Here is a 22,231-nt window from a genome sequence, read left to right as displayed (position 1 = left end):
AGATTACGTGTGGGCTGACGATGCGGCTCAAGCCCAACGAAAATGTGAGCAGTTAGCTGCAACTTACACCCAGCAGGGGGGCAGCGCTGTTACGGTTGTGAGAGTCACAAGGGGCAGCCAGAGGGGCTCTCGCTGGATTTGCACTTTCAAAGGATGAATCATGAAACAACTGATCATGCGTGTGATGAGCTATCCCCTTAGCTATGTGCCTCCTGGTTGGGAAGTTCCTGAAGGCTATGTGCCCGAGGGTCGAATCGAAGACTATGACGTAATTTTGGACGATACCAGTCCTGAGGCGGGGCAGCAGTTTGACTTCTTCAATCACAGTTGGACCGTAGCTCAGGTGCAGGCTTACCAGTCCCCAGAACAAGCGGAAACAGGGGTGGAAGGCTTTTACCTGGCCATCTGTACCCTTGATGGCAGCATTCCAGCACGAACCCCCTGGCATAGCGGAACTTCACCGCTGCTGGTCATCCATGCCCTAACTGGAGGAGACCTGGTTGCCAATGAGTGGGGTGATCCCTGCTGGGAACTGGTCAAACAGGAATCGTGGATCACAGCTGCTGATGGGCTAGAGATCAAGAGCTTCCAACACTTTGAGCCGGTGGGTGAACGACTAGCGGGAGACTACAGCCAAGTGGTGGTGGCCTGGTCGGAGGGTGTGAATCAGCCGTCTTGTGATGAAGCGGCCTGATGTTGGCCTAGGGCTAGTATTCCTCAGCTTCTGGATGAAAGTATTTCTAGCTAGAGAAGACAGACCTATGCAGCTTGTTATCTATCGCTATTGCCAAGAACGCGATCGCCTGCCGCAAGAGCTATCCATTCGCACCGCCTGGGCTGATATGGCTCCAGAACCCGGCCAAATGGTTGGGATGGGCTTAGACCGCCGTTGGCAAGTAGCCCAGGTATATACCTTTACCCCCACCTCTGATGCGGTTGTCGAGGCTGTTCACCTGGCCCTAATTCAACAGCCTGACCACCCTAGTGACCCTAGTGAATGGGACTGCTGGAAGTTTAGAGATTTGGTACCCAATGAGAACATTTACATCCACCTGGAAGATGTGGGACTACCTGAGTTAGGCATCGGCTTTAATTGCCTCGGAGAGCCACCCCAGCAAGGGGAACAACTCTTCCAGGCTGAGGCTACAGAAGGTGGCGGCCCACTGAGGCCAGTACTACGGCCCTGGCAGATCGATAGCTGCGATCGCTATGTTCCAGCCCAAGCTCATAGCCCTTACCGGGAAGTTTATTTGGCCTGGTGCAAAGCTGTAGTGATGGATCTTGCCGCAGCATAGGCTGATAGGTCTCAGTCTGAGAGTGCTTACGGATAAAGCAAAAGTATTCTAAAGTAGAGTACCTTTGCTCCAAATAGAACATTTGGACTATACTGCGTTCAGGTCTAGTCATAGACATCCATAAGCTGCCATGACCGCTACAATGCCCACAACCAAAGCGAAGGTCGGAACGTACATCGACCAGGACTTAAAAGACAGCTTGTTGAAGCTTGCAGAGTTGGAAAGTCGTAGTCTGAGCAACTACGTTGAGATTTTGATCAAAGCAGCCGTGGCTCAGGCAAAGTCTGAAGGGAAGATATAGGGAAATGACGACTGATCGCTTAGACCGGATTGAAGCTATTCTGGCTAACCTGGCAGAGTCACAGGCTGTCGCTGATCAGCGCCTTAGTCGGACTGAGGCGCTACAGGCTCTGACTCAGCAGCAGATTGAATCTACTCAGCAGCAGATTGAATCTACTCAGCGACAGATTGACTCTAACGCCCGTTCTATTGCGGCCTGGGAAAATCGGTTTACTGAAATTGAAGAAGAGACCCAGGAAGCGACCAGCAGCACTCGACAGGAGCTGGCAGAGCGACTCAGTACCCTGGCTAGTGTTATGGATGGCCTGGTGCGCGAACGCCGAGCAGAGCGGATAGATGACCGTCAGCGCTGGGAGGAAAACAACCAACGGTTTAACAACTTGCTGGAGGAAGCCAGAGCCGACCGACAAGTAATGGAGCACTTTATACAGACATCTACTGAAAATATTCAAACCTTGTTTGCCGAAGTTTCTCGTATCTGGCAACGGCTAGCAAGTTGAAAATAATGCAAAACACCCTGATTTCTGAAGACAGAGACCAGGGTGTTTTTTGATATTACGAAAACAGAAAAATGAAACGAAGCTAACCGTTTGTAGCACTCAGACTGTTGCTGAGGGACTTCCTCTAAGGAGTTGATACTGTCTAGAGATGTTGCAATACCGTCGTTTGAGTTGTCGCGTCTCTGGGTATCACTTACATTACTCTCTTAAGCTTCAGGATAGGAAATATCAACAACTGAGTAGAGTGCTGTTGAGTTAGGTGGAATAGATTCAGACGTTTGCGAGATAACAAACCTCCTGTTTGAGAGGACTGAATCATTTGGAAAGAGGAAGATTTCTCTTGCCTCTTGTTATTAGATTACTCCTCTCAACCGGATATGCCCAGGCATGATACTAAAGTTTATCTTTCGGTTAACCGTTGCTCTCATTTGAGAGTTGGGCACCCTACAGATAAAGACTCCAGAGGCACTATGAAAGACGCTCAACTGCTTACGCCTACTACTGTTCGGCCTTTACGGGTGCTGAGTGCGATCGCTGCTGGTGGTGTTTTGATTATGGCTGGAACCTTCCTGATCCACGAGGGCTTCCACCGTTACCAGCTCTGGCGGGTCGGTGGAACCTGGTGTGTCACCATGGATGCAGACGGTACGATAACCAAGTCCTTTGGGGCTGAGAACTGCGGGTACTGATGGCTAAGCTCGATTGCTGCGATCTCTGCGAATATTGCGCCCATAGCCCTTACCTGGTCTGTACTGCGCACCCAATGGGGGTGGAGGGGGATAGTTGCTCAGACTTCAGACTGGCCATGAGCGCGCGCCCTAGCCCTGATGATCCTATGGCCTGGTACGGGGAGGAATGGCAGCCGGAGGGAGCTAGCTACTACGGTGGGGAACTGATTTTAGACCCGGTGCAGCGGCTGAGCTTGGAGCAGCAGCTGGAAATGTTGGATGTTCACCCGCTGTTTACGGGTCGGTGCCCTAACTGTGAAAGGCCCATCCCACAGGCGGCTCCAGGTCAGATCCACTGGGACTGTGGGTATTGTGGCTGGGGAGATGATTCGGTGTAGATGTCAACAGAAGGGAACACTTAGTGAGCCGCAAGCGATAAGGCATTTTTCTGGGCTCATATATGGCAACCTCTTTGCGAGTTTTCCGGGTTGAGTGATTGCCCAGTCGTAAACTAACCTGCGGCTTTGTTGCCTATTTTCTGGCAGCACTGTCCTGTGATGATGTCAACAACAACTAAGGATGATGAAGACTCAGTACGTTACCGACCACGAGAAGAAAATTGTTAAAGCGGAGAGAGGGCTATACGGATACTTGAAGGTATTTCTAGCCTTCTTGGCCTTGAATACGATAATATCCATCGGTTTGGGCATTTTCGTTGCCTTCCCAATAGTTTTTAGCTGTCTCGACAATCCCAGTCGTACTGATGAAGAGTGTTATACCCAAGCTAGCACCATCAGATTTGGCATTAACTTACTGTCTTTGATGGGCTCAAGTGGGCTGATTACCAGCAAGTTAAAAAAAGATGCATTGAAGCGGTATGAAGTCCTTGAGCAGAAGTCGTAGGAGTTCAATGAATAAATTAAGCATTAGAAACATTGCTCTAATTGCCGTTGGGGCTTCAACCGGCGTACTTTTGCATGGTGGTTTTGCAAACGCCGCAGGCTCAACTGGTGTTAGGGAAATCAGCCGCAACAATCTGTATACTTGCCCTGGAAGAACTTATGAATTTTTGTTTGAGCAGGGCAACGTCTATAACGCTAGGGCAGTGATGACGATTGTGTGTATGGCAGATGACAACCAAGCCAGGTGGATTATTCGCACCGGAGCTGAATGCGATTTAGATCCTAATTTGGGTGGAGTGTGCCAAGGAAACCGACCACTTCCGTTGAGAGCGAATGTAACCTATCCTTCTACAGAGATACAACCTGGCAATAATCAAATTGCACATCATTATGGGTTTAGGCAGGGAGTTCTGAGTGAGTTCTGCAAGCTTGAAGTCATGCCAGATGATTATATGAGTGCAATCAGCTTCTTAGGGGGTTCCTCGGCTTGGAACTGTCAAAAACACCAAGCTTTGCATGATGTCGAACTTGAGACATTTGGTTCTAGCACCCTGTCTCTGTACGGAAGCTCACATGAAAATACCCCTGATCCCTATCTTGAAATATTGAACGTTGAGTACAATGACTTTATGGTTAATCCTTAAGTAACTTGTAGGAAAGTGAGTATTCTGGATTAGAAGATTCTAGGAAAGAGAGCGACTACATCGCTAAACACTAACGGCAGAATGACCAAATTCTCTCTAAACTAACCACCGCAGGCTGTTCTATTTTATGCCTTAGCAAGCCGGACAAGAAGTTTCAAATCGCGCTAAGACTGGTGATTAGATGAAAATATAAAACACCCCAGATCTTGAAGGCAAAAACTGGGGTGTTTATTAATGTGATTCAAGCGTAATATTGAAGTGCTATATTCCGATTGCGACGTTCAACTACCCATTTGAGGGACATCCTCAAATGGGTAGTTCTGTTTAGAAATAGCTACAGTTACCCCAAATTTGAGTGTTACCTTATCGACGTTAACCCTAGCTATCTGCTTGAATATATTAAGGGTGTAGCTGGGGTAGGCGCGAGTGGTGCCCTGCATTGCTTGAAAACTACGCGCGACTTTGTTCGCTGGCTCCTTTGGAGGTGTAGGTGATTTCTCCAGGGGAACTAGAGGTGCCTGCGAGAACCTCTTCTATATCTCCGATTTCCTTTATGTAAATGACAGTGCCATCATCAAGAGTTAGCGTGGCCAGTTGAGTTAGGGGAGCCTTTGATAGGTGGCTTGTCGGCAGGAGAAACGGCCATACTGGAGTCAAATCTGCGTTTAGGATACTGGCTAATGCATGAGTCGAGTTGCTCTGATCATTGGAATCAATCAGTTGCAGCTTAACGATTTGCAATCATCTAGGCTATGGGCTCTGGCAACTGAGATCGTTATTTCTCAAGGTTTTCAGACGACGTAAAACTTATGCATTCTGATAATCATTTGTCAACCTGTGGAAGCAGAATGTTAGTGATCAGGAATATATCTAAATCCATCACCATACTTTGATATTAATCAAGAGCTGATAAATTATAGATATTTTTGCCTGCTCAGAGCTAATAGTGGGCTAACTTGATAGTCGTTTGGCTATGGCTGTCTCTGCTTGTCTTACATCTTTGTGTATGCTACTAATTGCCCCTGCTGGATTCACTCAGGAACTGCCATCTTCCATAAAATAATAGATGCCAAAATTTGTTGTGTTTGTCATTATTTTTAAAATGTTTAACTCCAATCTGTTTGAAATCAATTGCAATAGAATAGCCGCCTCGGTATTATTACCTTTTCTGTCAATCAGTCTTATAGCTTGCGGTGAGTCAGCTGGATCTAGAATTCCAGGCGAGCATCAACAACTATTTATGGATAACCTTTCACGCTACTCATTAGATTATGTTGATAGCACTCAAGAATGTAATGCTCTGCCTGAAGTTGCGGCAATAGGTGGAAATGGCACCGGATTTAGTGCTAATTACGAAGTTCTTCCTAACACTTTGCAGTTAAGCTCTTACGAAGAATGGGAAGAGCAGACAATGATTGGAGATATAGAAGTAATCCAAGTAAGTTACAACGGCAGATATGATCTGACGTGCGTAGGTCAAGGAGGTTCTGGAGCCCAAGAGAGAGGTAGGCAGACTACAGGAGAAGTATGTCTTACGGGCTACTTAAGTCTTTACAAGCAGCGGGGAACGCAAAATTATGAAATTTATAGTGATAAGAGTGAAATTTTAAGTAGATCTTGTTAATCCAATACTGATAATTCTGGAACGCTAGCTACTGAATCATCAAATTCATCAAATGTAGATCATAGTCGGAGTCCCAATCTTTTGGCGTCGATTTCGCGGCAAATTAGTGGCTTGTGGCGAAGTGAGCAGGGTAGTACGCCGATGTTTCGGAGCAACCTGGCCCGCACAGGGGTCTATCCCGGAAGCGGCCCTAAGGAGCTAACCCGCCTCGTTTGGAAGTTCAGCACCGTAGACTCGTTCGATTCCTCGCCAGCGGTGGCCAATGGGGTGGTTTAGTTCGGCGGCAGTGATGGTCATCTCTATGCGGTGGAGTAAGGTCGACTGCCTGGACTTCAGCTCAGATTAAATTGTCAAGAGTTTTTATTCATCAGCCTGCGGAATGACGGTTGAGTAGTTGCCTGCGCGCGCAACTAGCCGGGTTGCCCTTCCCCTTACCTCCGACTGAGGGCAGAGCAAAACAAAGCCCCCAGCGATCGCCAGGGGCAGATGTGAAATTCCACTGGGGCTATTATGCCCGTCCTGCTCCAGGGCTGCGATCGCACCTTTGATGCCCTGGCCAGCCTGCTCCATTCAGCCTGGGCGTATCACTGACTCGATATAGGCAGAATCCTCTCTGGGCGACCAACGCAGGGCGCTCTATTTTACGCCTTAAGAACCCGGCGCAAGGGTTTCACAAGCTGCTCCAGGCAGTTCTAGTGGTGCTTCGCGTTTTTTTCTTGGGCCTGCCTTGCCCTTGCGCCTAGTCTGGCCGCCCTCCGGGGGGGAAGCCGGTGGCGTGGAAGGGAGCCGTAGCGTTTGGTTTTAGCTATGCTTCCTGTTTCTTACGAGTTTGTGGCTGGTTTGGCAGCTGAGTTCGGTGCGGTCGAGTGCTCCTGGCGGGAGTCCGACAGGTCGTTCACCGGCTTCGTGGCTGAGGTGTGGTTTGACCAGTTGCCTGCTGACTTTGCTGTGCGGTGGGCTCGGGTGGTGGGTTACTCGGTGCTGGTGCGCTCTGTGTCCTCGGGGCCAGGGGCGTTTGCGGTGTCGGTGCCCTGCACGGTTCCTGGTGGCCAGGTGGCGCTGGTCGGTGGGCAGCGGGGTGGCCGGGTCCGCTGTCGGGTGGTGGGCTAGTTGCTGGGGGGCTTTGGCTTCCTGTTTTTGCGTTAGTCGAAGGAATTAAGGATAATGAGTGCCTGTCATTTCTAGGGGATAAGAAATCTGTTTATCAACCAAAATCCAATTCCGATACCTAGTAAATCCGACATCAAGTCTACTAAAGGGTTGAGCCTTGAATTTGTTCTCAAAAAACCGGAAAAAAGCCATCCAATGACATTAAATAATACAATCCAGATGATTACTAGCCGTATCCACGATATAGGTTGCAGCACTAAACTGGAAAACCATATATGAACCGCTGTATATAGAATTACAAATTTAATAAACCCAAATAGTGATGGATTACTTCTCTGGATACGCATTCCAGGGTGTTTTAACTCTTGAGTCGCTACATTAAATGGGACAAGAAGAGCCAACGTCAAAATAATAACAACTAACCAACGCAGCCACATATTTGAATTGCCTGGGAGAAAGTATTTGGAATTTTATTAAAGCACTTTGAAGGCATCAGCGATCGCACTCCATCTCCCCCAGAACACACCCTTGCTGGAACAGCACGGGCCGCGCACTCGCGCCGCCCATACTCTCTGCAAACCTGCTCTACAAGACCCCCACCCCCACGCCCCGCCGAGGGTGCAGGCTGTCAAACATGCTCTATCTCTGCGATGGTCGAAGACCGGCCTTTGGCTATCGCACCCAGCAAACTTCCCCTGGACAGCACACCGCCTTTTGCGAAAATCCATCCTAATATATTTTCAATAATTACTTAGCCAATGACACATTACTGAAAGCAACTTCCAACTTGCCGTCTCCAAACGAGTAAGCAGCGAGTTCAAAAATTTTGAATGAGTCTATCTCTGAAGGGATATTACTGAAAGAGGCAATTCCTCTAATTGGTGTTTGGACTAGGCTTGAACGTGCTGTCGTAGGACTGCCTGTACCACCAAATTCTATCCTAGAAGCGACATATGCCTGGCCATTAGCGTCAATTAGGCGTGTATCTCGGCCTGCCCAACTTGCATTAATTTGTAAGTCTTTGAGACCTTCTTGAGCTTGTACTGTGAAATTGCAGGCGATAGCTCCAACTTCACCAGTAGTGCCACAGTCCTGTAGTCGAAAGATGTAGCCTTGCTTTCTAATTTCTCGACTTGCGGGAGTGGGTGCTGGTTCTGGAGTAGCTGTTGGTGCAGGAGCGGGTGATGGCTCTGGAGTGGGTGCAGAGGTCGGGCCGGGGGCTGGATTTGAAAGGCCATTGTTGGCCAAACGATTCCCTATGGCTGTAACCCACCAGGGAGAAGTACCCGCCAGAGCAATCCCGAGGATGAGCGGAAAAACTAGCTTCTCCAACCAAGGTTTACCAGAATCGTCTTTATTTGCCATGTAGCCAGCTATATTCTACGTGAGCAAAGTATAGCTAATCCCCCACGCTGGCTGTGAGTCTCATAGGAAGTGCAGTGGACTGCTAGAGCTAGAGTGATGGCGATCGCCCCTGTGTGTCACTTTTCATAGATCATCTGCCTGATTCATTAGGTGATAACCCTTTTTATTGCTTAACATTCTAGGTGCTAGCTGGGTCTATAATTTCAAAATGAAATCCTGAAAATCTGATGTTTTATTGCAGGAAAAATTAGAATGGCAACAAAAGCTAAAGCAGTTAAAGAGCCGTTAACTGGCAAAGAGCTATTGAAAGTAGTGAAGGCTAACGACAGCCTTTCCAAGCGTGAGCTGGCTAAAGAATGTGGCTATTACACAGATGGTAAAGGCGGCAAGCCTCGGGTGAACCTGGCTGAATTCTATAATGCCTTGCTGTCGGCCAAGGGCATTCAGCTAGAACCGGAGAAGGGGAAAGATGGTCGAGGCCGAGAGGCATCCTATACGGTGACGGTTCATAAAAACGGTCAGATGGTCATTGGGTCCGCTTATACCGAAGAAATGGGGCTTCAGCCAGGGGATGAGTTTCAGATCAAGTTGGGCTATAAGCATATTCGCTTGGTCAAGTTAGGTGAAGAAGATTCGGAAGAGTAGTTGTTAGGGACGTGCCCCTGGTATTTGGCTGGGGGCCGCACCTGGAGGACACTTTTGGGTTGCGATCCCATGAAAGACTTTTCTACCTTTGAGTTTGCCAGTGAGGGGTTCCCATCTCGTAACTTCTCAATAACCGCTGGTAAGACGGTGGATGTGGAACTGTGAAGGGGGTTGTCAAGAGAACAAAGATCTGGTCTAACAGAGGAATGAGTCTAGTGCTTGAGAACCTGAAATCCGTCCCTCTATCAGAGCTCCTTTCGGAGAGCGAAAGGTTGCTGGAAGTGGTGCGCCAGCAACAGCAGCAGATCCAATCGCAGCAGGAGGTGATTGAGCGGTTGGAAGGCCAGGTGGCGCAACAAGGGGAGCGGATCAAGCAACTAGAGGAAGAACTGCGGGCTCAGAAGAACCTGAAAGGGAAGCCAAAGCTGAAAGCCAGTCAGCTGAATGACAGCCCGGCGGCGGGGGGAAAGACGGGCAAACGAGGAGGGATGGGGAAGCGGAGCAAGAAAGCAGGCTTTGCGGTCGACCGGGTGGAGATCATCCAGCCCTCCGTGATACCGGCGGGGGCGAGATTCAATGGGTACCGGACCTACGATGTCCAAGAGTTGGAGCTGAGCCGCCAGAACATTCGCTTTCAGTTAGCCGAATACATCACGGTGTCGGGGGAGACGGTCGTGGGGCAATTGCCTGAACCGTATCGAGGGGGTCATTACGGCCCGACGTTAGTGAGCTACATCCTGTACCAACACTACCAATGTCGGGTGCCGCAGCCCTTAATCTACGAACAGTTGAGTGACCTGGGGATAGCGATTTCAACCGGGCAAATCAACCGCATCTTAACCGAGGAAAAAGGGACATTCCACGAGGAGCAACAGTCGGTCTTGCGGGTTGGCTTAGAGACCGCCACCTATGTCCAGACCGATGACACCGGTGCCCGGCATCAGGGTAAGAATGGGTACTGTACGGTGATTGGCAATGACTGGTTTGCCTACTTCAGCAGTGGAGAGAGCAAAAGTCGTCGCAACTTCCTCGAGGTCCTGCAGGGGCGGAACCCCCGCTACATCCTCAATGACGATGCTCAGCAGTACTTAGCGACCCAGGGGCTAGCGGCCAAGCACTGGGCGACGCTGACGTTCTCAGACCAGGTGCTGGCGACCGAGGCGACGGCATGGCAGGCCTACTTATCGGGGTTGGGCATTATGAGTACCAACGCGGTACGGGTCATCACCGAGGCGGCGCTATTGGGGGGTGTCCTGGCCCAGGGCATTCGGGACGACCTGCGGATTCTCAGTGATGGGGCCGGTCAATTCAATCTATTGCACCATGGCTTGTGTTGGGTGCATGCCGAACGGGCGTTGCGACGCTTAGCGGGCAGCACGGCCCAACATCGGCAGAATATCGCTGAGATGCAAGACCTGCTGTGGCGCTACTACCGCCAGTTGCAGGCCTATCGGCAGGCTCCTACGGCTGAGGCCAAAGCCAACCTAGAAGCAGGGTTTGACCAATTGTTTGGACGCTGCTATCGGCACCATGCCAGCCTCAATATCGTCCTTCAGCAGTTTAGAGACCGCAAAGCAGAGTTGCTACGGGTCCTCGATTGTCCCGAGTTACCCTTGCATAACAATGCCTCAGAAACCGATATCCGGGAATATGTCACCCGCCGCAAAATTAGTGGCACCACGCGCTCGGAGGCAGGGCGACAAGCCCGAGATACCTTGGTCGGTCTCAAGAAAACTTGCCGCAAATTAGGCCTCTCGTTCTGGCAGTACCTCCTTTCTCGTGTTCATGGTGATGACCGAATACCACCGTTACCGGATGTGATTCGCGCTAAAGCGGCAGCGCAGCAGGTGGCGACAGCGACCTGAGGGTTAGCCTATGGATCCTGACACTACCAGCACTTTTTGAGTAGTTACCCCATCTCGACCTGTCTATACGAAAGGCACTGGGCCTGCCGTAGTGCTGCTGCATGAGTTGCCTGGCATGGTTCCTGAATGCGTAGACCTAGGGCGACAAATTGCAGCGGCTGGCTTTACAGTCTACATGCCTCTCTTGTTTGACCAACCAGATCGCCCCTTCTCAGTGGTGAAAACCCTGGGATTGGTGGCCCAACTCTGCATCAGTCAAGAGTTTTACTGCTTTGCCAAGCATCAGTCGAGCCCCATTACCCAGTGGCTTAAAGCCCTTTGCCGGAAAGCTCACCAGGACTGTGGTGGACCGGGGGTTGGGGTGATTGGCATGTGTCTGACCGGGGGCTTTGTGCTGTCTCTGATGGCAGATGAATCGGTGCTGGCTCCGGTGGCCAGCCAACCGTCATTGCCCATTGGTATGACTGGGGGCCATAGGGCAGCGTTGGGAGTCTCCCAGGATGACCTGGAGGCCGCAAAGGCCAGGGCTGATGCTGGGGTACCCCTGTTGGCCATTCGCTTTTCTGAGGACAGCACCAGTCCCAAGGAGCGCTTTGATACCCTGCGCCAAACCTTTGGGGGCACGCCTGAGGTGGTGAGGGACGACGACGTCATGTGCAGGAAGCGAGGAAAGGCCCTGGAGACTATCGAGATCAACTCTGGCCCGGGCAACCCGTTTGGCATATCCCCCAGGGCTCACCCAGCTCTAACCCTGGAGTTAAGGCAGGCAGGGCATCCGACCCGTGAGGCTTTTGAGCGGGTACTGGGGTTTATGCAAGAGCAGTTACGGTAGTAGCGCTGGGGGCGATGCTTTAGGCGCTAGTTCTCTTCTTTTGTGCTGGGTGGATAGAAGTTAGACGACAGGCTTTAATAGGAATCAGGCAAAAAGAGCGTGTAGTTTAATGAGCTAGTGGGTTTCGCCTACAGTGATGACGTATGCCTTGTGATAACGCATGACTTTTTCCTTGTCGTCGCGTCAGCGGCTGGAGTTAAGCCGTTTGATTAGTGGTCTGCCTGAAGCTCAATTCGAGCAGCTACGGTTTGCCCTAAACCCTCCTCCAGGTATCCTGCCCGCTGGTTCGAGCGCTCAGGGAAATCGCGGCATTGCTTTATTGGAATGGGCTGGGGGGCCAACAGGACCTGGTGTAAGCAATGTTTTAGGCATATTAAACGATATTGCTCCTGGGACGTTTAAGCTCGATGCCCAGAGTTTGTTACCAATTTTCCAAGGATCTGAATTAGCTCTGACTGAGGCGATTCAGACGGCATATCGTTTGGTTTGTCCGCTGAACTCGAAAGTACCGGCAACCCTCTCTGCAATGCTTGACCAGTTGGGAGACGTAAAACCTGGCGATAGTTTATTTGAGGCTGTTGACCGTTTTGCAGCACTGCTGAGCCTCCCTGACTTAAATTCCAGAGTAGATATACAAGAGGCACTACAAGGTTGGCTAAAGCCTCGGGTTAGCAATTTTGATGCCCTGATAGCTGATGTAAAGCCTCTACTGGTAAAGCACCTAGAGCAACAAGCAAGGGGGGGGACATCCCATCTGTTGGTTTATGTCCAGAAGGAAGTAGAGGATGGCCGATTAGTGTCGGCTTACTTTATTCAAGACGACTCTCAGTACGACATTCGAGGTGGAAAAGGTATTGAGAAGCTGGATGCACCTGAAGTGGAACCCTTCTTAAACCAGGTCACCCGAGAGTCTTTGCCCAGGCTGGTGCAGGCGTGTATTAGTGAGACTTTAGAAAAGTCTCACGAGGACCTGACCTTACATTTGATATTGCCGCTAGCCTGGCTGAATGAAACCTGCGATCGCTGGTCTGCCATGGACTGCTCCGACTCACCGTTTCTACCGGATGTTCGCGTTGGAGTTCGTTTTCGCTGTGTAGTCCGCATGGCTGAACGGCTGGAGCCAAAGGTCCTGAATATGTTTAAGGAACCCTGGCAGAAGAAGTGGTCAACCCTCTTAGACACCGTCGCTGAAGGGGTTTGTGGGGCCTTTGTATTGGCTGATGACCTGCCTTTGGCGACGGAACTGTTTGAGCGGCTAAACCGACCGACCAGTGTGGGGCTAAAGATGTCCAAAGTCTACGACGACAGTGGATATGAAAGGCTCTTTGGCACTTTAATTGCGACAGGGACACCGGCTGCTCTTTGGCTCAGAAATGACCAATTGGCTGAAACAGTCTGTGCCACTAATGAACTCGACAGAGTACTCACCTGTACGAGTGCTACGCTGCCAGAGGTAGTGAAGCTGTGGCGCTCAGCCGCCATGGCTGTTGCCGATGAAACAGCTCACATTGGTCACCACCTTTCTTGCCTGTGGGAAAATCCCAATCTCATTCCACCGCTCAAACCATCACTCAGAATGCCTCGGCCATGACAGATTCTACCTGGCGTATTTTTCAAGGAACTCGCACTCCCCAGCAGGACCCGAACTACATTGCTGAGCGGTTGCCCGATCCTCCTAGTTGGCGGCCCTTCGGTACAGCCGCTGCCGCCAAGCAATCTGTCGCCAAGCTGAAGCAGCAACAGCGGGGAGCAACCTTCCAGGCTACTGAGGATGAGCTGGATATGGTTAATGCAGCGCTGTACCTGCGCCGTCCACTGCTGGTAACTGGGAAACCGGGCACCGGTAAAACTTCTCTGGCCTATGCCGTGGCCTATGAGCTAAATCTGGGAGAAGTTCTCTACTGGCCCATTACCACTCGCACCACCCGTAAGGATGGACTGTACAGCTACGACGCGATCGCCCGCCTTCAAGACGTCCAGCTCGGACGCGAGAAGCCGATTGGCAGTTACATCACCCTTGGCCCTTTGGGAACAGCTTTACTCCCAACCGATCACCCCAAACGTCCCCGAGTACTGCTCATCGATGAGATCGATAAGAGTGATATCGACCTACCGAATGACCTGCTCCATCTTTTTGAGGATGGAGAGTTCGAGATCCCAGAGATTGTCCGTATGGCAGAGGAACTGAAAAAAGCTGAAGACCCTGTCCGGGTACGCACGGCCTACACCGAAGATGATGAATTACAGTGGGTCGAGACGAAAACGGGGCGCTTTCGCTGTGGGGCTTTTCCCTTTGTGGTGATGACCAGTAATGGAGAGCGTGACTTTCCCCCAGCCTTTTTGCGGCGCTGCCTGCGGCTGAACATGGGAGACCCGAAACCCGAACGGCTGAAGAAAATTGTCGAGGCTCATCTCAAGGATGACTTGACCGAGAAAGCCAAGGTCGATGAGGCCAGCGACCTAATTGATCAATTTGTGAAGCGTAGCAAAGATGGTGATCTCTCCACCGACCAACTGCTGAATGCCATTTACTTCGTTACCCGTGAGCGAGTACCTGAGCAGGAGACCAAAGATAAGCTGGTGAAGGCCCTGATGAAATACTTGTCGAGCACTGAGGACTAGGTCATATGAGACCGGGTAGTCGTCCTAAGGTTGACGATGTTGCAGGGTTAGCAACTGTGCTGAAACAGGCCGGGGTAGACTTTGGAGCCGAAGACATAGCCGATGCCCTGTGGCTAGCCCGGCACATGGGAAATTTATCCGGTAGCGATCGCCAGCAGGATAAGGCTGATCAGACGACTGGCGCAGCCCAGCGCAATATCCGCGAAGAATTTGTGGAGGATGATCAGGGCCAGGAGGAAACTGACCCAGGCCAACTCTCACTGCCGTCCAGATCAGCTCAAGGCTCGCGCGACGATACTGGTATTCCCATTAAGGCCCCAGCGGCCCCAGCCCTACGGATTCGATTGGACTTAGCCCGAGCTCTACGCCCCCTACGTAAAAAGGTTCCAGCGGTTGGTCAATTAGAGGTTGATGAAGATGCAACCATAGAACGCATTGCCGATCAGCGGATCTGGTCGCCGGTGCTAAAACCGGCCTCAGAGCGGTGGTTGGATGTTGCCCTAGTGGTGGAAGATACAGAATCGCTGCCCCTGTGGAAAGAGACCATCTCCGAATTTCAAACCCTGCTAGAACGACAGGGGGCATTTCGTCGAGTCACCACCTGGCGACTGCAAACCGAAGCTGACCAAGTCCCTAAACTATTCCCAAACTGGCGAGACCCAGTTTACGCTCGACGACCGGCCAGGGCCAGACAACTCTTTGACCCTGCGGGGCGGCGACTGATTTTACTGCTGAGTGACTGTACCTCGTCGGCCTGGCACTCTAGAGCGCTTTTGGCCTGGTTAAGTCGCTGCTGTCAACAAGCACCGACGACGGTAATTCAATTATTACCCCAGCGTCTCTGGGCTCAGAGTGCTTTGGTTCAGGGCGCTCCAGTGTGGTTAAGTGCGCTAGAAGCGGGAACCACCACGGCCAAGCTGAATGCCCAACCCCAATCACCGTTGTTGCAGCAGTTGTTGGGTAGTCCAGAGCAACCCATGACCATACCAGTGGTGACACTGGAAGCCAACCCCCTCAAGCAGTGGGCCAAAGTGGTGGCCGGTAGTGGTGAAACTCGAACTATCGGGTATCAGTTTGATTTACAGACGATCGGGGCGCTACAAACCTCCGTAGATGGGGAGGAAACTAGGCATCCTGAAGCGCTTGATGCTAAAGATCTGGTCCAGAGTTTTAGAACAACTGCATCAGGAATAGCTCAAAAGCTGGCCGAGCTGATGTCAGTGGCTCCCGTAAGTCCACCGATTGTAGATTTAATCCGGCAAACGCTTTTACCTAAGGCTGGGCCAGTGCATGTCGCCGAAGTCTTTATGGGCGGGCTGATGCAAGCTAGAACTGTGCCAGGGAACCCTCAAAACCTACAGTTTGATTTTGCCCCCGGTGTGCGCACCATATTGTCAGATGCTGTAACCCGCTCAGTTACGGTGTCTGTGCTGAACGCGGTGTCAGGTTATATTGCGGAACGTCTGGGACGCAGTATTAAAACCTTTGATGCCTTGTTAAGGTTTGATTTCCAGGGTGATCCAGAGGCAGAAGACCTGGTGATTCCCTTTGCAGAAATTGCTGCCCAAACCCTGGAGCGGATGGGTGGTGAGTACGCAGCCCTCTCAGCTCAGCTCAGTACCCAGCCCAAGGTGGCCCCCCCGTCACCTGAACCCGATCCTAATAATCTTTATCCGCTGCTGCAAACCTTCACCTTTAGGGAAGCTAGCCTGTCTTTTGAACAGTCTCCAGAGCCGACCCCAGAGGCAGACTTAGGGGAATCTAGGGATGAACTGCATTCATTTGAATTTGAAACTGCGACTTTGCAGGTGCAGCCTGGCCAGTCTCAACTGCTGGTCCAGCGTCGCTCACGGAATGCACAGCAGTTTATTGAAGACTTAGGTCAGGGAATAGACCTGGCTATGGTGCTTATTCCCCCAGGAGCCTTTTCCATGGGCTCTCCTGAAGATGAGGAAGGCCGTTCAGCCGATGAAGGGCCACAGCATGAGGTAACTTTTGCAGAGTCCTTCTTTATGGCTAAGTACCCCATTACCCAGGCTCAGTGGCGAGCGGTGGCGGCAATGCCCCAGGTGGAGCGTGAGCTAGAGCCAGACCCATCGAGGTTCACAGGGGATAATCGTCCAGTAGAGAAGGTTTCTTGGCATGATGCGGTAGAGTTTTGTGCCCGTCTCAGTCAACACACAGGTCGCAGCTACCGTTTACCCAGCGAGGCTGAGTGGGAATATGCCTGTCGGGCTGGAACCACGACTCCATTCCACTTTGGGGAAACGATTACAACTGATTTGGCTAACTATCAGGGAACGGATTGGAAAACTGGAGAGAAGACCTATTCAGGAGCCTACGGCGATGGCCCCCATGGAGAGTATCGAGAAGAGACAACCGATGTCGGTAGTTTCCCTGCCAATGCCTTTGGCCTGTACGACATGCATGGCAATGTCTGGGAGTGGTGCCAGGACTGGTGGCATGAGAGTTATGAGGGAGCCCCTGCCGATGGCAGTGCCTGGCTAGCCCATGATGATGATGCTGAGGATCGTCGCGTTCTGCGGGGCGGTTCCTGGTTCTACATTCCTGTGAGCTGCCGGTCGGCGCTCCGTTTCGGGTACGCGCCCGTCGGCATCAACAACCTCGTTGGTTTTCGGGTGGTGTGCGGCGGCGCGAGGTAGCCCTCTTCCCTTTTGCCCTTTTGCCCTCTGGCGAGCTTGACTATAGTACATGTGTTCATTATCTCTAAAGGCCATGAAACGAGAGTTACCTATCGTCCAAAAAACCTACGATTTGGTGAAGTGGTACGTGCCCATTCTCAACAAGCTGCCCCGCGAGCATAAGTTTTTGCTGGGGGACCGGATCATCACCGGCCTCTACGACCTGTTAGAAGGGCTGATCCTGGCCCGCTACAGCAGCGACAAGCTGCCCCAGCTTAAGGCTCTCAATGGTCGCCTCGATTTGCTGCGCCACCAAACCCGGCTGCTACTTGAGTTTGAACTTATGTCGGCCCAGCGGTACAAATATGTTAGCCAGTTGATCGACGGCATTGGTCAAGAATTGGGTGGCTGGATGCGGCAGCAGCACCAGAAGTCGATTGCTAATGCCTAGCTATGGTCAAGCGACATGGCAACCTCTGGCCTCAAATAACCGATTTTGAGAACCTGCTGTTAGCGGCTCGTAATGCACAACGGGGCAAGCGGATGCAGGCCAGCGTCTTACGGTTCAATTACCACCGCGAAACTGAATTACTGGCTCTGCAACGAGAACTAACGTCAAAAACCTACAAGCCCGGTGGCTACACCACTTTTGAAATCTATGATCCCAAGCTGCGGATGATTTCTGCGGCCCCCTACCGGGATCGGGTGGTCCACCATGCCCTCTGCAATATCATTCAGCCCATCTTCGAGCGCACCTTTATTGATGACTCCTACGCCAACCGGAGCGGTTATGGTACCCATCGTGCTTTGGGCCGGTTTATCGACTTCATGCGGACAACGCCCTACGTGCTCCAGTGCGACATCCAGAAATATTTTCCCAGTATTGATCTTGAAATCCTCAAAGGTTTGATACGCCGTAAAATCAAGTGCTCAGACACCCTCTGGCTGATTGACTGCATCATCGATAACAGTAATGAGCAGATGCCCGTTCATGAGCTGTTCCCAGGAGATGATCTGCTGACCGTTCTCCAGCGGCGGCGGGGCTTGCCCATTGGCAACCTCACCAGCCAGTTCTTTGCGAATGTCTATCTCAACGGCTTTGACCACTTTGTCAAAGAGCAGCTCAAGGTCAAAAAGTACCTCCGCTACGTGGATGACTTTGCCCTGTTCAGCTCTGACTGTAGTTTTCTTACAGATGCCCGTCTGGCCGTAGAAGACTACCTGGCAGAACTCAGGCTGCGGATTCATCCAGTCAAAAGTCAGCTCTTTGAAACTCGCTACGGAGCGAACTTCCTGGGATTTCGAGTGCTCCCCGTCGGCGACACCTTTCCCAAGGATGTGCGCATTCGAGTACGCCGCGAAAACCTGCGCCGGGGCAGACGTAGGCTAAAGCAGCTCCAGGCTGACTATGCCAGCGGTAAGATTAACTTCAAAGAGTTGGATCAGTCTATTCAAAGTTGGCTGGCCCACCTCGATCATGGCGATACCTGGCAGCTTCGCAAACAGCTATTTGCCGATCTCGTATTTTCGAGACGGTGAAGACGGGGCAGGCCCCCCGACTGCGGGGCGGTTCCTGGAACAACAATCCTGAGAACTGCCGGTCGGCGAACCGTAACAGGAACGCGCCCGACAACATCAACAACAACGTTGGTTTTCGGGTGGTGTGCGGCGGCGCGAGCACTCTTCTGGGCCAGAACTGGCAGATGGGAATCTGCCGGGAGTGCGAAGAGGAGTCCAGTCCTGGTCCGGCGATGCTGGTGACGGCATCCAAATAGAAAACAGGGCTGAGTAGCCTGGTAAGCCTGGCTGAACGGTTGCTCAGTCCACCTCCTTTTTCTAGGTTTCTATGGCAGCATCTCTGACGGCTAAACCAAAGCCCATCATTCAGTATCGAGAGCGCAGCGCTCAGTTTTTCACCGAAGACAAACTGGAGCTATCGACGGGGCAGACCCTGCTGGATATGGTCTACATTCCCCCTGGCAGCTTCCAGATGGGCTCTCCAGAGGATGAGCTAGGTCGATACAACGCTGAAGGCCCCCAACACCCTGTAACCATTGCTCAGCCCTTCTTTATGGCCAAGTACCCCATCACCCAGGCTCAGTGGCGAGGGGTGGCTGCAATGCCGCAGGTAGAGCGTGAACTCAAGCCAGAGCCATCTAACTTCAACGGGGATAATCGCCCGGTAGAACAGATCTCCTGGCTTGATGCGGTTGAGTTTTGCAGGCGGTTAGAAAAAGCTACGGGCCGCCCCTACCGCCTGCCCACCGAGGCCGAGTGGGAGTACGCCTGTCGAGCTGATACCACTACCCCTTTTCACTTTGGTGACTCGATCACCACCGACTTGGCTAACTACCGGGGCACCGATTGGGAATACGAAGGCAAAACCTACTCTGGGGCCTATGGGGATGGTCCCCACGGTGAGTTTCGAGAAGAAACGACAGACGTGGGCCGATTTGAAGTAGCCAACGCCTTTGGCCTGTATGACATGCATGGCAATGTCTGGGAGTGGTGCCAGGACTGGTGGCATGAGAGTTATGAGGGAGCCCCTGTCGATGGCAGTGCCTGGCTAGCCCACGATGATGATGCTGAAGAGAAACGCGTGCTGCGGGGCGGTTCCTGGAGCAACGGTCCTGTGTTCTGCCGGTCGGCGGACCGTATCGGGTTCGCGCCCGACTACGTCAGCGGCGTCGTTGGTTTTCGGGTGGTGTGCGGCGGCGCGAGGTAGCCCTCTTCCCTTTTGCCCTCTTGCCCTCTGGCGAGCTTGGTCATGGTACAAGTGTCCTAGTGGTGCTAAGGAAATGGCCAAGGTTTTTTCTGGATTGAATGCTCCAAGGGAGTCGCAATGCGATACTCCAAGGGAGTCGCTACGCGATCGCCTATCTCCCCCAGAACAACTCACTGCTGACGTGCGATCGCACCTCATCTCCCCCAGAACATTCTCTCGCTGGAGTCACACGGGCCGTGCCCTCGCGCCGCCCTGACTCTTGGCCAAGCTTCCCGGATGAGGCCCCACCCGCGCACCCCGCCGAGGGAACAGGCTGTCAAACTTGCTCTATCTATGCGATGGTCAAGGGCCGGTCCTTTGACCATCGCAGCGCCTGCCCCTTAGTGGCTTTGGGGCCAGGGCGAAACCCCAGTCTGGAACGCTTAGCGGGGCCTGAGATCCGGGATCAATCGGAATTTTGGGTAAATCCCAGTTTCTGGGGCGATAAATCAGGGGTTTCAGCCCTGTCATCCGCATTTTTCTGAACACTCCCGCGCGAATCGTATAAGAGCCCATCTTGAGCCAGCGGATTTTTCCATTGAAGGCTTCCTGGTTTCAGGTTGTAGGCATCTACCCTTCACAGCAAAATCTCCTAGAACACCCATTAGCCTAGGAGATTTTTTTTGCTTCATTTACCCTCACTGGCCGCACAACTAAATGCCATGCCATCCAGTCAAGGAGTGTTTATACCCCTTCAACAGGATATTTAGCTGCTTTCCAGGCTGGCAAGCCACCCTTTAGCTCAGCAACACGCTGATATCCAGCTCCCCTCAGCTGGTTAGCCGCCTCAGCGGTTGCAGCATCAGAATCTCCATAAATATAAATATCGCGCTCTTTCTCAAGACTGCCATCAATCGCAGCAGCCAGAGCCACTAAAGGCATAGAGACTGAACCTTGAATACGGGTTTCATTAAAATCTGCACGATCTCGCACATCAATTATGGTCAATGCGGGCTCACCCCAGTCAAGACGAGCCTTAAGCTCCTGAGCTGTTGCTTGAGGCTTGAGCTTAGAAGGGAATATAGAGGCAAAAGCGTTCATAAAGAGACCTTAGTTAGGAATGCAAAGACAACCCCTTCTACTGTAACGAATTTTTAATTTTCATGAAGGTGCCTTGACAAGGCTACCGCCAAATAATTAGCAAAACTCCCAGCAGAGCATGGCGATCGCCTCTGTTGTGTGAGGCTGTCTCACGGCAAAATGCACCCGACTGGTCCAGCCGTGACCTGTGATTTCTCTCTGACAACCCCTTTGCTGGCCACCGCTGGCCCAGGGGAGCTGCGCCGCTTCCGCAAAGCCGTCAGCCGCGCCCCTAAGACAACCTGGGTGCTGTAGCCGTTTTCCCTATGTCTCACGTTGGGTTGGTCTGCCTATCGCCACATCGTCCGGGGCGCGGGGGCCGACACGCTCACGCCAGGGGCCACAGCCACACCCCCGGCAGGGGGCGATGGAAAACGGGCGATCGCACCTCATCTCCCCCAGAACATCCCCTTGCTGGAGTCACACAGGCCGTGCCCTCGCGCCGCCCTGACTCTCTACCAACCTGCTCGACAAGCCCCCACCCCGCCGAGCGGTCAGGGTGGCCAGCTTCCTTCAAGACTGAGGTTTCACCCCTCCAACCCATCTCATACCCAGAGACAGCCTGCCCTCTCCGTGCCCCCACTTCTCCACTTCGGCCATTTCCTGAAGTGATGAGCATCACCCGCTACCACCGGGCATCCTAGCTCTAGTAGTGAATCTGCACCTGACTCTGCCCTTGGCTTGTTACTGGCCAGGGGTTTTTTGCATCTCCTCCAACGTCTGTAATCCCCAGAACATGCACTCAGATAGACAAGTGACTATGCTACCGGGGTAGGGTTGGTAACTACATCATGTCCATGCGCCTCAAAATCAGCATCGTGCTGACGTTCCTCATGGCCATAGCGGTCATTGCAGTGGCCATCTACAACCGCTTGGTGCCTGAAGAGGACTCCCAGCAGAGCATGGCGATCGCCTCTGTTGTGTGAGGCTGTCTCACGGCAAAATGCACCCGACTGGCCCAGCCGTGACCTGTGATTTCTCTCTACGATCATCCTCGCTGGCCACCGCTGGCCCAGGGGAGCTGCGCCGCTTCCGCAAAGCCGTCAGCCGCGCCCCTAAGACAACCTGGGTGCTGTAGCAAGAGCCCAGCTGCAAACTTTGGGTTGACCTGCCCATCGCCACATTGTCCGGGCGCGGGGGCCTGCTTCGCTCGTAACCTGTCATCTCCAGCCACACCCCCGGCAGGGGGCGATGGAAAACGGGCGATCGCCACGCTGTAGATCCCGGCTTCGTTGCGTTTCCCACACCCCCTACCACCCCGCGCCCAGGGTGGGGGTCTTTCGCTGTAGAGGCACTTCCCGCCCCCACCCCCCGCCCACCCACCCCAGAGGTTTACAGGGTGAAGTAAGGGGAGCCCCCCCGCAGGGGGAGCC

23 protein-coding genes and 1 pseudogene are annotated in these 22,231 nt (G+C 52.4%); 21 read left to right on the top strand and 3 right to left on the bottom strand.

All coding sequences use genetic code 11. The features are described 5' to 3' along the window. The first annotated feature begins 160 nt into the window (after positions 1-160). The 6 genes from E1H13_RS15095 to E1H13_RS15070 all read left to right on the top strand — a co-directional run bounded on the left by E1H13_RS15095 (position 161) and on the right by E1H13_RS15070 (position 4,309). Positions 161-694, top strand: a complete 534-nt coding sequence (locus E1H13_RS15095) for a hypothetical protein (protein WP_169614246.1) — start codon at positions 161-163, stop codon at positions 692-694. A 67-nt stretch (positions 695-761) separates the two neighbouring features. Continuing rightward, on the top strand, positions 762-1,295 hold the full coding sequence (locus tag E1H13_RS15090) for a hypothetical protein (RefSeq protein WP_169614245.1): 534 nt from the start codon (positions 762-764) through the stop codon (positions 1,293-1,295). Positions 1,296-1,600: 305 nt separating this feature from the next. Then, complete coding sequence (locus E1H13_RS15085) at positions 1,601-2,095, top strand: hypothetical protein (protein ID WP_169614244.1); 495 nt, start codon at positions 1,601-1,603, stop codon at positions 2,093-2,095. A gap of 470 nt (positions 2,096-2,565) precedes the next feature. Then, a complete protein-coding gene (locus E1H13_RS15080; RefSeq protein ID WP_169614243.1) occupies positions 2,566-2,784 on the top strand; it encodes a hypothetical protein in 219 nt (72 codons plus the stop codon). Between the two features lie 116 nt (positions 2,785-2,900). After that, the gene (locus tag E1H13_RS15075; protein WP_240966653.1) at positions 2,901-3,161 is read left to right on the top strand and encodes a hypothetical protein; all 261 of its coding nucleotides are present in this window, start codon (positions 2,901-2,903) and stop codon (positions 3,159-3,161) included. 512 nt (positions 3,162-3,673) lie between these two features. Next, on the top strand, positions 3,674-4,309 hold the full coding sequence (locus tag E1H13_RS15070; RefSeq protein WP_169614241.1) for a hypothetical protein: 636 nt from the start codon (positions 3,674-3,676) through the stop codon (positions 4,307-4,309). Between the two features lie 281 nt (positions 4,310-4,590). On the opposite strand, the gene E1H13_RS28015 is transcribed toward E1H13_RS15070, so the two are convergent. Next, positions 4,591-4,812: a CU044_2847 family protein gene (locus E1H13_RS28015; protein ID WP_278002519.1), complete on the bottom strand. Its 222-nt coding sequence runs from the start codon at positions 4,810-4,812 to the stop codon at positions 4,591-4,593. Positions 4,813-5,375: 563 nt separating this feature from the next. Here E1H13_RS28015 and E1H13_RS15065 point away from each other — a divergent pair. The 3 genes from E1H13_RS15065 (at position 5,376) to E1H13_RS15060 (ending at position 7,043) form a co-directional block, all read left to right on the top strand. Continuing rightward, positions 5,376-5,933, top strand: coding sequence for a hypothetical protein (locus E1H13_RS15065; protein ID WP_206070542.1), 558 nt, complete (start codon positions 5,376-5,378; stop codon positions 5,931-5,933). A gap of 141 nt (positions 5,934-6,074) precedes the next feature. Continuing rightward, positions 6,075-6,209 (top strand): hypothetical protein, encoded by a 135-nt coding sequence (locus E1H13_RS27695; protein WP_256378527.1) that lies wholly within the window; start codon positions 6,075-6,077, stop codon positions 6,207-6,209. Between the two features lie 531 nt (positions 6,210-6,740). Then, positions 6,741-7,043, top strand: a complete 303-nt coding sequence (locus tag E1H13_RS15060) for a hypothetical protein (protein ID WP_169614239.1) — start codon at positions 6,741-6,743, stop codon at positions 7,041-7,043. 747 nt (positions 7,044-7,790) lie between these two features. Here the strand turns inward: E1H13_RS15060 and E1H13_RS26925 are convergent. Further along, on the bottom strand, positions 7,791-8,408 hold the full coding sequence (locus tag E1H13_RS26925; RefSeq protein WP_206070540.1) for a hypothetical protein: 618 nt from the start codon (positions 8,406-8,408) through the stop codon (positions 7,791-7,793). A gap of 252 nt (positions 8,409-8,660) precedes the next feature. On the opposite strand from E1H13_RS26925, the gene E1H13_RS15050 reads away from it, so the two are divergent. The 11 genes and pseudogenes from E1H13_RS15050 (at position 8,661) to E1H13_RS15005 (ending at position 19,995) form a co-directional block, all read left to right on the top strand. Further along, the gene (locus E1H13_RS15050) at positions 8,661-9,053 is read left to right on the top strand and encodes an AbrB family transcriptional regulator (RefSeq protein WP_169614238.1); all 393 of its coding nucleotides are present in this window, start codon (positions 8,661-8,663) and stop codon (positions 9,051-9,053) included. A gap of 206 nt (positions 9,054-9,259) precedes the next feature. Then, complete coding sequence (locus E1H13_RS15045) at positions 9,260-10,918, top strand: transposase (protein WP_206070538.1); 1,659 nt, start codon at positions 9,260-9,262, stop codon at positions 10,916-10,918. Positions 10,919-11,006: 88 nt separating this feature from the next. Further along, a pseudogene (locus E1H13_RS15040) lies at positions 11,007-11,750 on the top strand (dienelactone hydrolase family protein); the annotation flags it as partial. 160 nt (positions 11,751-11,910) lie between these two features. Next, on the top strand, positions 11,911-13,341 hold the full coding sequence (locus tag E1H13_RS15035) for a hypothetical protein (RefSeq protein WP_169614236.1): 1,431 nt from the start codon (positions 11,911-11,913) through the stop codon (positions 13,339-13,341). Beyond that, a complete protein-coding gene (locus E1H13_RS15030; protein ID WP_169614235.1) occupies positions 13,338-14,372 on the top strand; it encodes a MoxR family ATPase in 1,035 nt (344 codons plus the stop codon). The genes E1H13_RS15035 and E1H13_RS15030 overlap by 4 nt, the downstream gene beginning before the upstream one ends. A 5-nt stretch (positions 14,373-14,377) precedes the next feature. Further along, positions 14,378-17,035, top strand: coding sequence for a formylglycine-generating enzyme family protein (locus tag E1H13_RS28310; protein WP_347404167.1), 2,658 nt, complete (start codon positions 14,378-14,380; stop codon positions 17,033-17,035). Between the two features lie 73 nt (positions 17,036-17,108). Next, complete coding sequence (avd, locus tag E1H13_RS15020; RefSeq protein WP_169614234.1) at positions 17,109-17,465, top strand: diversity-generating retroelement protein Avd; 357 nt, start codon at positions 17,109-17,111, stop codon at positions 17,463-17,465. A 2-nt stretch (positions 17,466-17,467) separates the two neighbouring features. Further along, the gene (locus E1H13_RS15015) at positions 17,468-18,553 is read left to right on the top strand and encodes a reverse transcriptase domain-containing protein (protein ID WP_169614233.1); all 1,086 of its coding nucleotides are present in this window, start codon (positions 17,468-17,470) and stop codon (positions 18,551-18,553) included. Further along, positions 18,550-18,789: an SUMF1/EgtB/PvdO family nonheme iron enzyme gene (locus E1H13_RS28305; RefSeq protein ID WP_347404166.1), complete on the top strand. Its 240-nt coding sequence runs from the start codon at positions 18,550-18,552 to the stop codon at positions 18,787-18,789. Before E1H13_RS15015 ends, E1H13_RS28305 begins: the two co-directional genes overlap by 4 nt. Before the next feature lie 71 nt (positions 18,790-18,860). Then, positions 18,861-19,739, top strand: a complete 879-nt coding sequence (locus E1H13_RS15010; protein WP_169614232.1) for a formylglycine-generating enzyme family protein — start codon at positions 18,861-18,863, stop codon at positions 19,737-19,739. Between the two features lie 73 nt (positions 19,740-19,812). Further along, positions 19,813-19,995 carry a hypothetical protein gene (locus tag E1H13_RS15005; RefSeq protein WP_169614231.1) on the top strand — a complete coding sequence of 61 codons (183 nt, stop codon included), beginning with the start codon at positions 19,813-19,815 and terminating at the stop codon, positions 19,993-19,995. Between the two features lie 467 nt (positions 19,996-20,462). Here the strand turns inward: E1H13_RS15005 and E1H13_RS15000 are convergent, their stop codons facing one another. After that, the gene (locus tag E1H13_RS15000; protein WP_169614230.1) at positions 20,463-20,819 is read right to left on the bottom strand and encodes a rhodanese-like domain-containing protein; all 357 of its coding nucleotides are present in this window, start codon (positions 20,817-20,819) and stop codon (positions 20,463-20,465) included. Positions 20,820-21,649: 830 nt separating this feature from the next. On the opposite strand from E1H13_RS15000, the gene E1H13_RS27690 reads away from it, so the two are divergent. Beyond that, positions 21,650-21,784: a hypothetical protein gene (locus E1H13_RS27690; RefSeq protein ID WP_256378526.1), complete on the top strand. Its 135-nt coding sequence runs from the start codon at positions 21,650-21,652 to the stop codon at positions 21,782-21,784. The last annotated feature ends 447 nt before the right edge of the window (positions 21,785-22,231 follow it).

This window comes from Nodosilinea sp. P-1105, from assembly GCF_012911975.1.
In the GTDB taxonomy this organism is placed as follows: Bacteria; Cyanobacteriota; Cyanobacteriia; order Phormidesmidales; family Phormidesmidaceae; genus Nodosilinea.
Note: the sequence above shows the minus strand (reverse complement) of the source record. Positions and strands in the feature narration are given on the sequence as shown.

Bases quoted from the DNA above. Each gene is read 5' to 3' on its own strand.
- E1H13_RS15095 (WP_169614246.1), top strand. From the start codon at position 161: ATGAAACAACTGATCATGCGTGTGATGAGCTATCCCCTTAGCTATGTG.
- E1H13_RS15080 (WP_169614243.1), top strand. From the start codon at position 2,566: ATGAAAGACGCTCAACTGCTTACGCCTACTACTGTTCGGCCTTTACGG.
- E1H13_RS15045 (WP_206070538.1), top strand. From the start codon at position 9,260: ATGAGTCTAGTGCTTGAGAACCTGAAATCCGTCCCTCTATCAGAGCTC.
- E1H13_RS15035 (WP_169614236.1), top strand. From the start codon at position 11,911: ATGACTTTTTCCTTGTCGTCGCGTCAGCGGCTGGAGTTAAGCCGTTTG.
- E1H13_RS15010 (WP_169614232.1), top strand. From the start codon at position 18,861: ATGGCAGCATCTCTGACGGCTAAACCAAAGCCCATCATTCAGTATCGA.
- E1H13_RS15030 (WP_169614235.1), top strand. From the start codon at position 13,338: ATGACAGATTCTACCTGGCGTATTTTTCAAGGAACTCGCACTCCCCAG.
- E1H13_RS15000 (WP_169614230.1), bottom strand. From the start codon at position 20,819: ATGAACGCTTTTGCCTCTATATTCCCTTCTAAGCTCAAGCCTCAAGCA.
- E1H13_RS15005 (WP_169614231.1), top strand. From the start codon at position 19,813: ATGGCCAAGGTTTTTTCTGGATTGAATGCTCCAAGGGAGTCGCAATGC.
- E1H13_RS27695 (WP_256378527.1), top strand. From the start codon at position 6,075: ATGTTTCGGAGCAACCTGGCCCGCACAGGGGTCTATCCCGGAAGCGGC.
- E1H13_RS15075 (WP_240966653.1), top strand. From the start codon at position 2,901: ATGAGCGCGCGCCCTAGCCCTGATGATCCTATGGCCTGGTACGGGGAG.
- E1H13_RS26925 (WP_206070540.1), bottom strand. From the start codon at position 8,408: ATGGCAAATAAAGACGATTCTGGTAAACCTTGGTTGGAGAAGCTAGTT.
- E1H13_RS15050 (WP_169614238.1), top strand. From the start codon at position 8,661: ATGGCAACAAAAGCTAAAGCAGTTAAAGAGCCGTTAACTGGCAAAGAG.
- E1H13_RS15070 (WP_169614241.1), top strand. From the start codon at position 3,674: ATGAATAAATTAAGCATTAGAAACATTGCTCTAATTGCCGTTGGGGCT.
- E1H13_RS15060 (WP_169614239.1), top strand. From the start codon at position 6,741: ATGCTTCCTGTTTCTTACGAGTTTGTGGCTGGTTTGGCAGCTGAGTTC.
- E1H13_RS27690 (WP_256378526.1), top strand. From the start codon at position 21,650: ATGTCCATGCGCCTCAAAATCAGCATCGTGCTGACGTTCCTCATGGCC.
- E1H13_RS15065 (WP_206070542.1), top strand. From the start codon at position 5,376: ATGCCAAAATTTGTTGTGTTTGTCATTATTTTTAAAATGTTTAACTCC.
- avd (WP_169614234.1), top strand. From the start codon at position 17,109: ATGAAACGAGAGTTACCTATCGTCCAAAAAACCTACGATTTGGTGAAG.
- E1H13_RS15015 (WP_169614233.1), top strand. From the start codon at position 17,468: ATGGTCAAGCGACATGGCAACCTCTGGCCTCAAATAACCGATTTTGAG.
- E1H13_RS15090 (WP_169614245.1), top strand. From the start codon at position 762: ATGCAGCTTGTTATCTATCGCTATTGCCAAGAACGCGATCGCCTGCCG.
- E1H13_RS15085 (WP_169614244.1), top strand. From the start codon at position 1,601: ATGACGACTGATCGCTTAGACCGGATTGAAGCTATTCTGGCTAACCTG.
- E1H13_RS28310 (WP_347404167.1), top strand. From the start codon at position 14,378: ATGAGACCGGGTAGTCGTCCTAAGGTTGACGATGTTGCAGGGTTAGCA.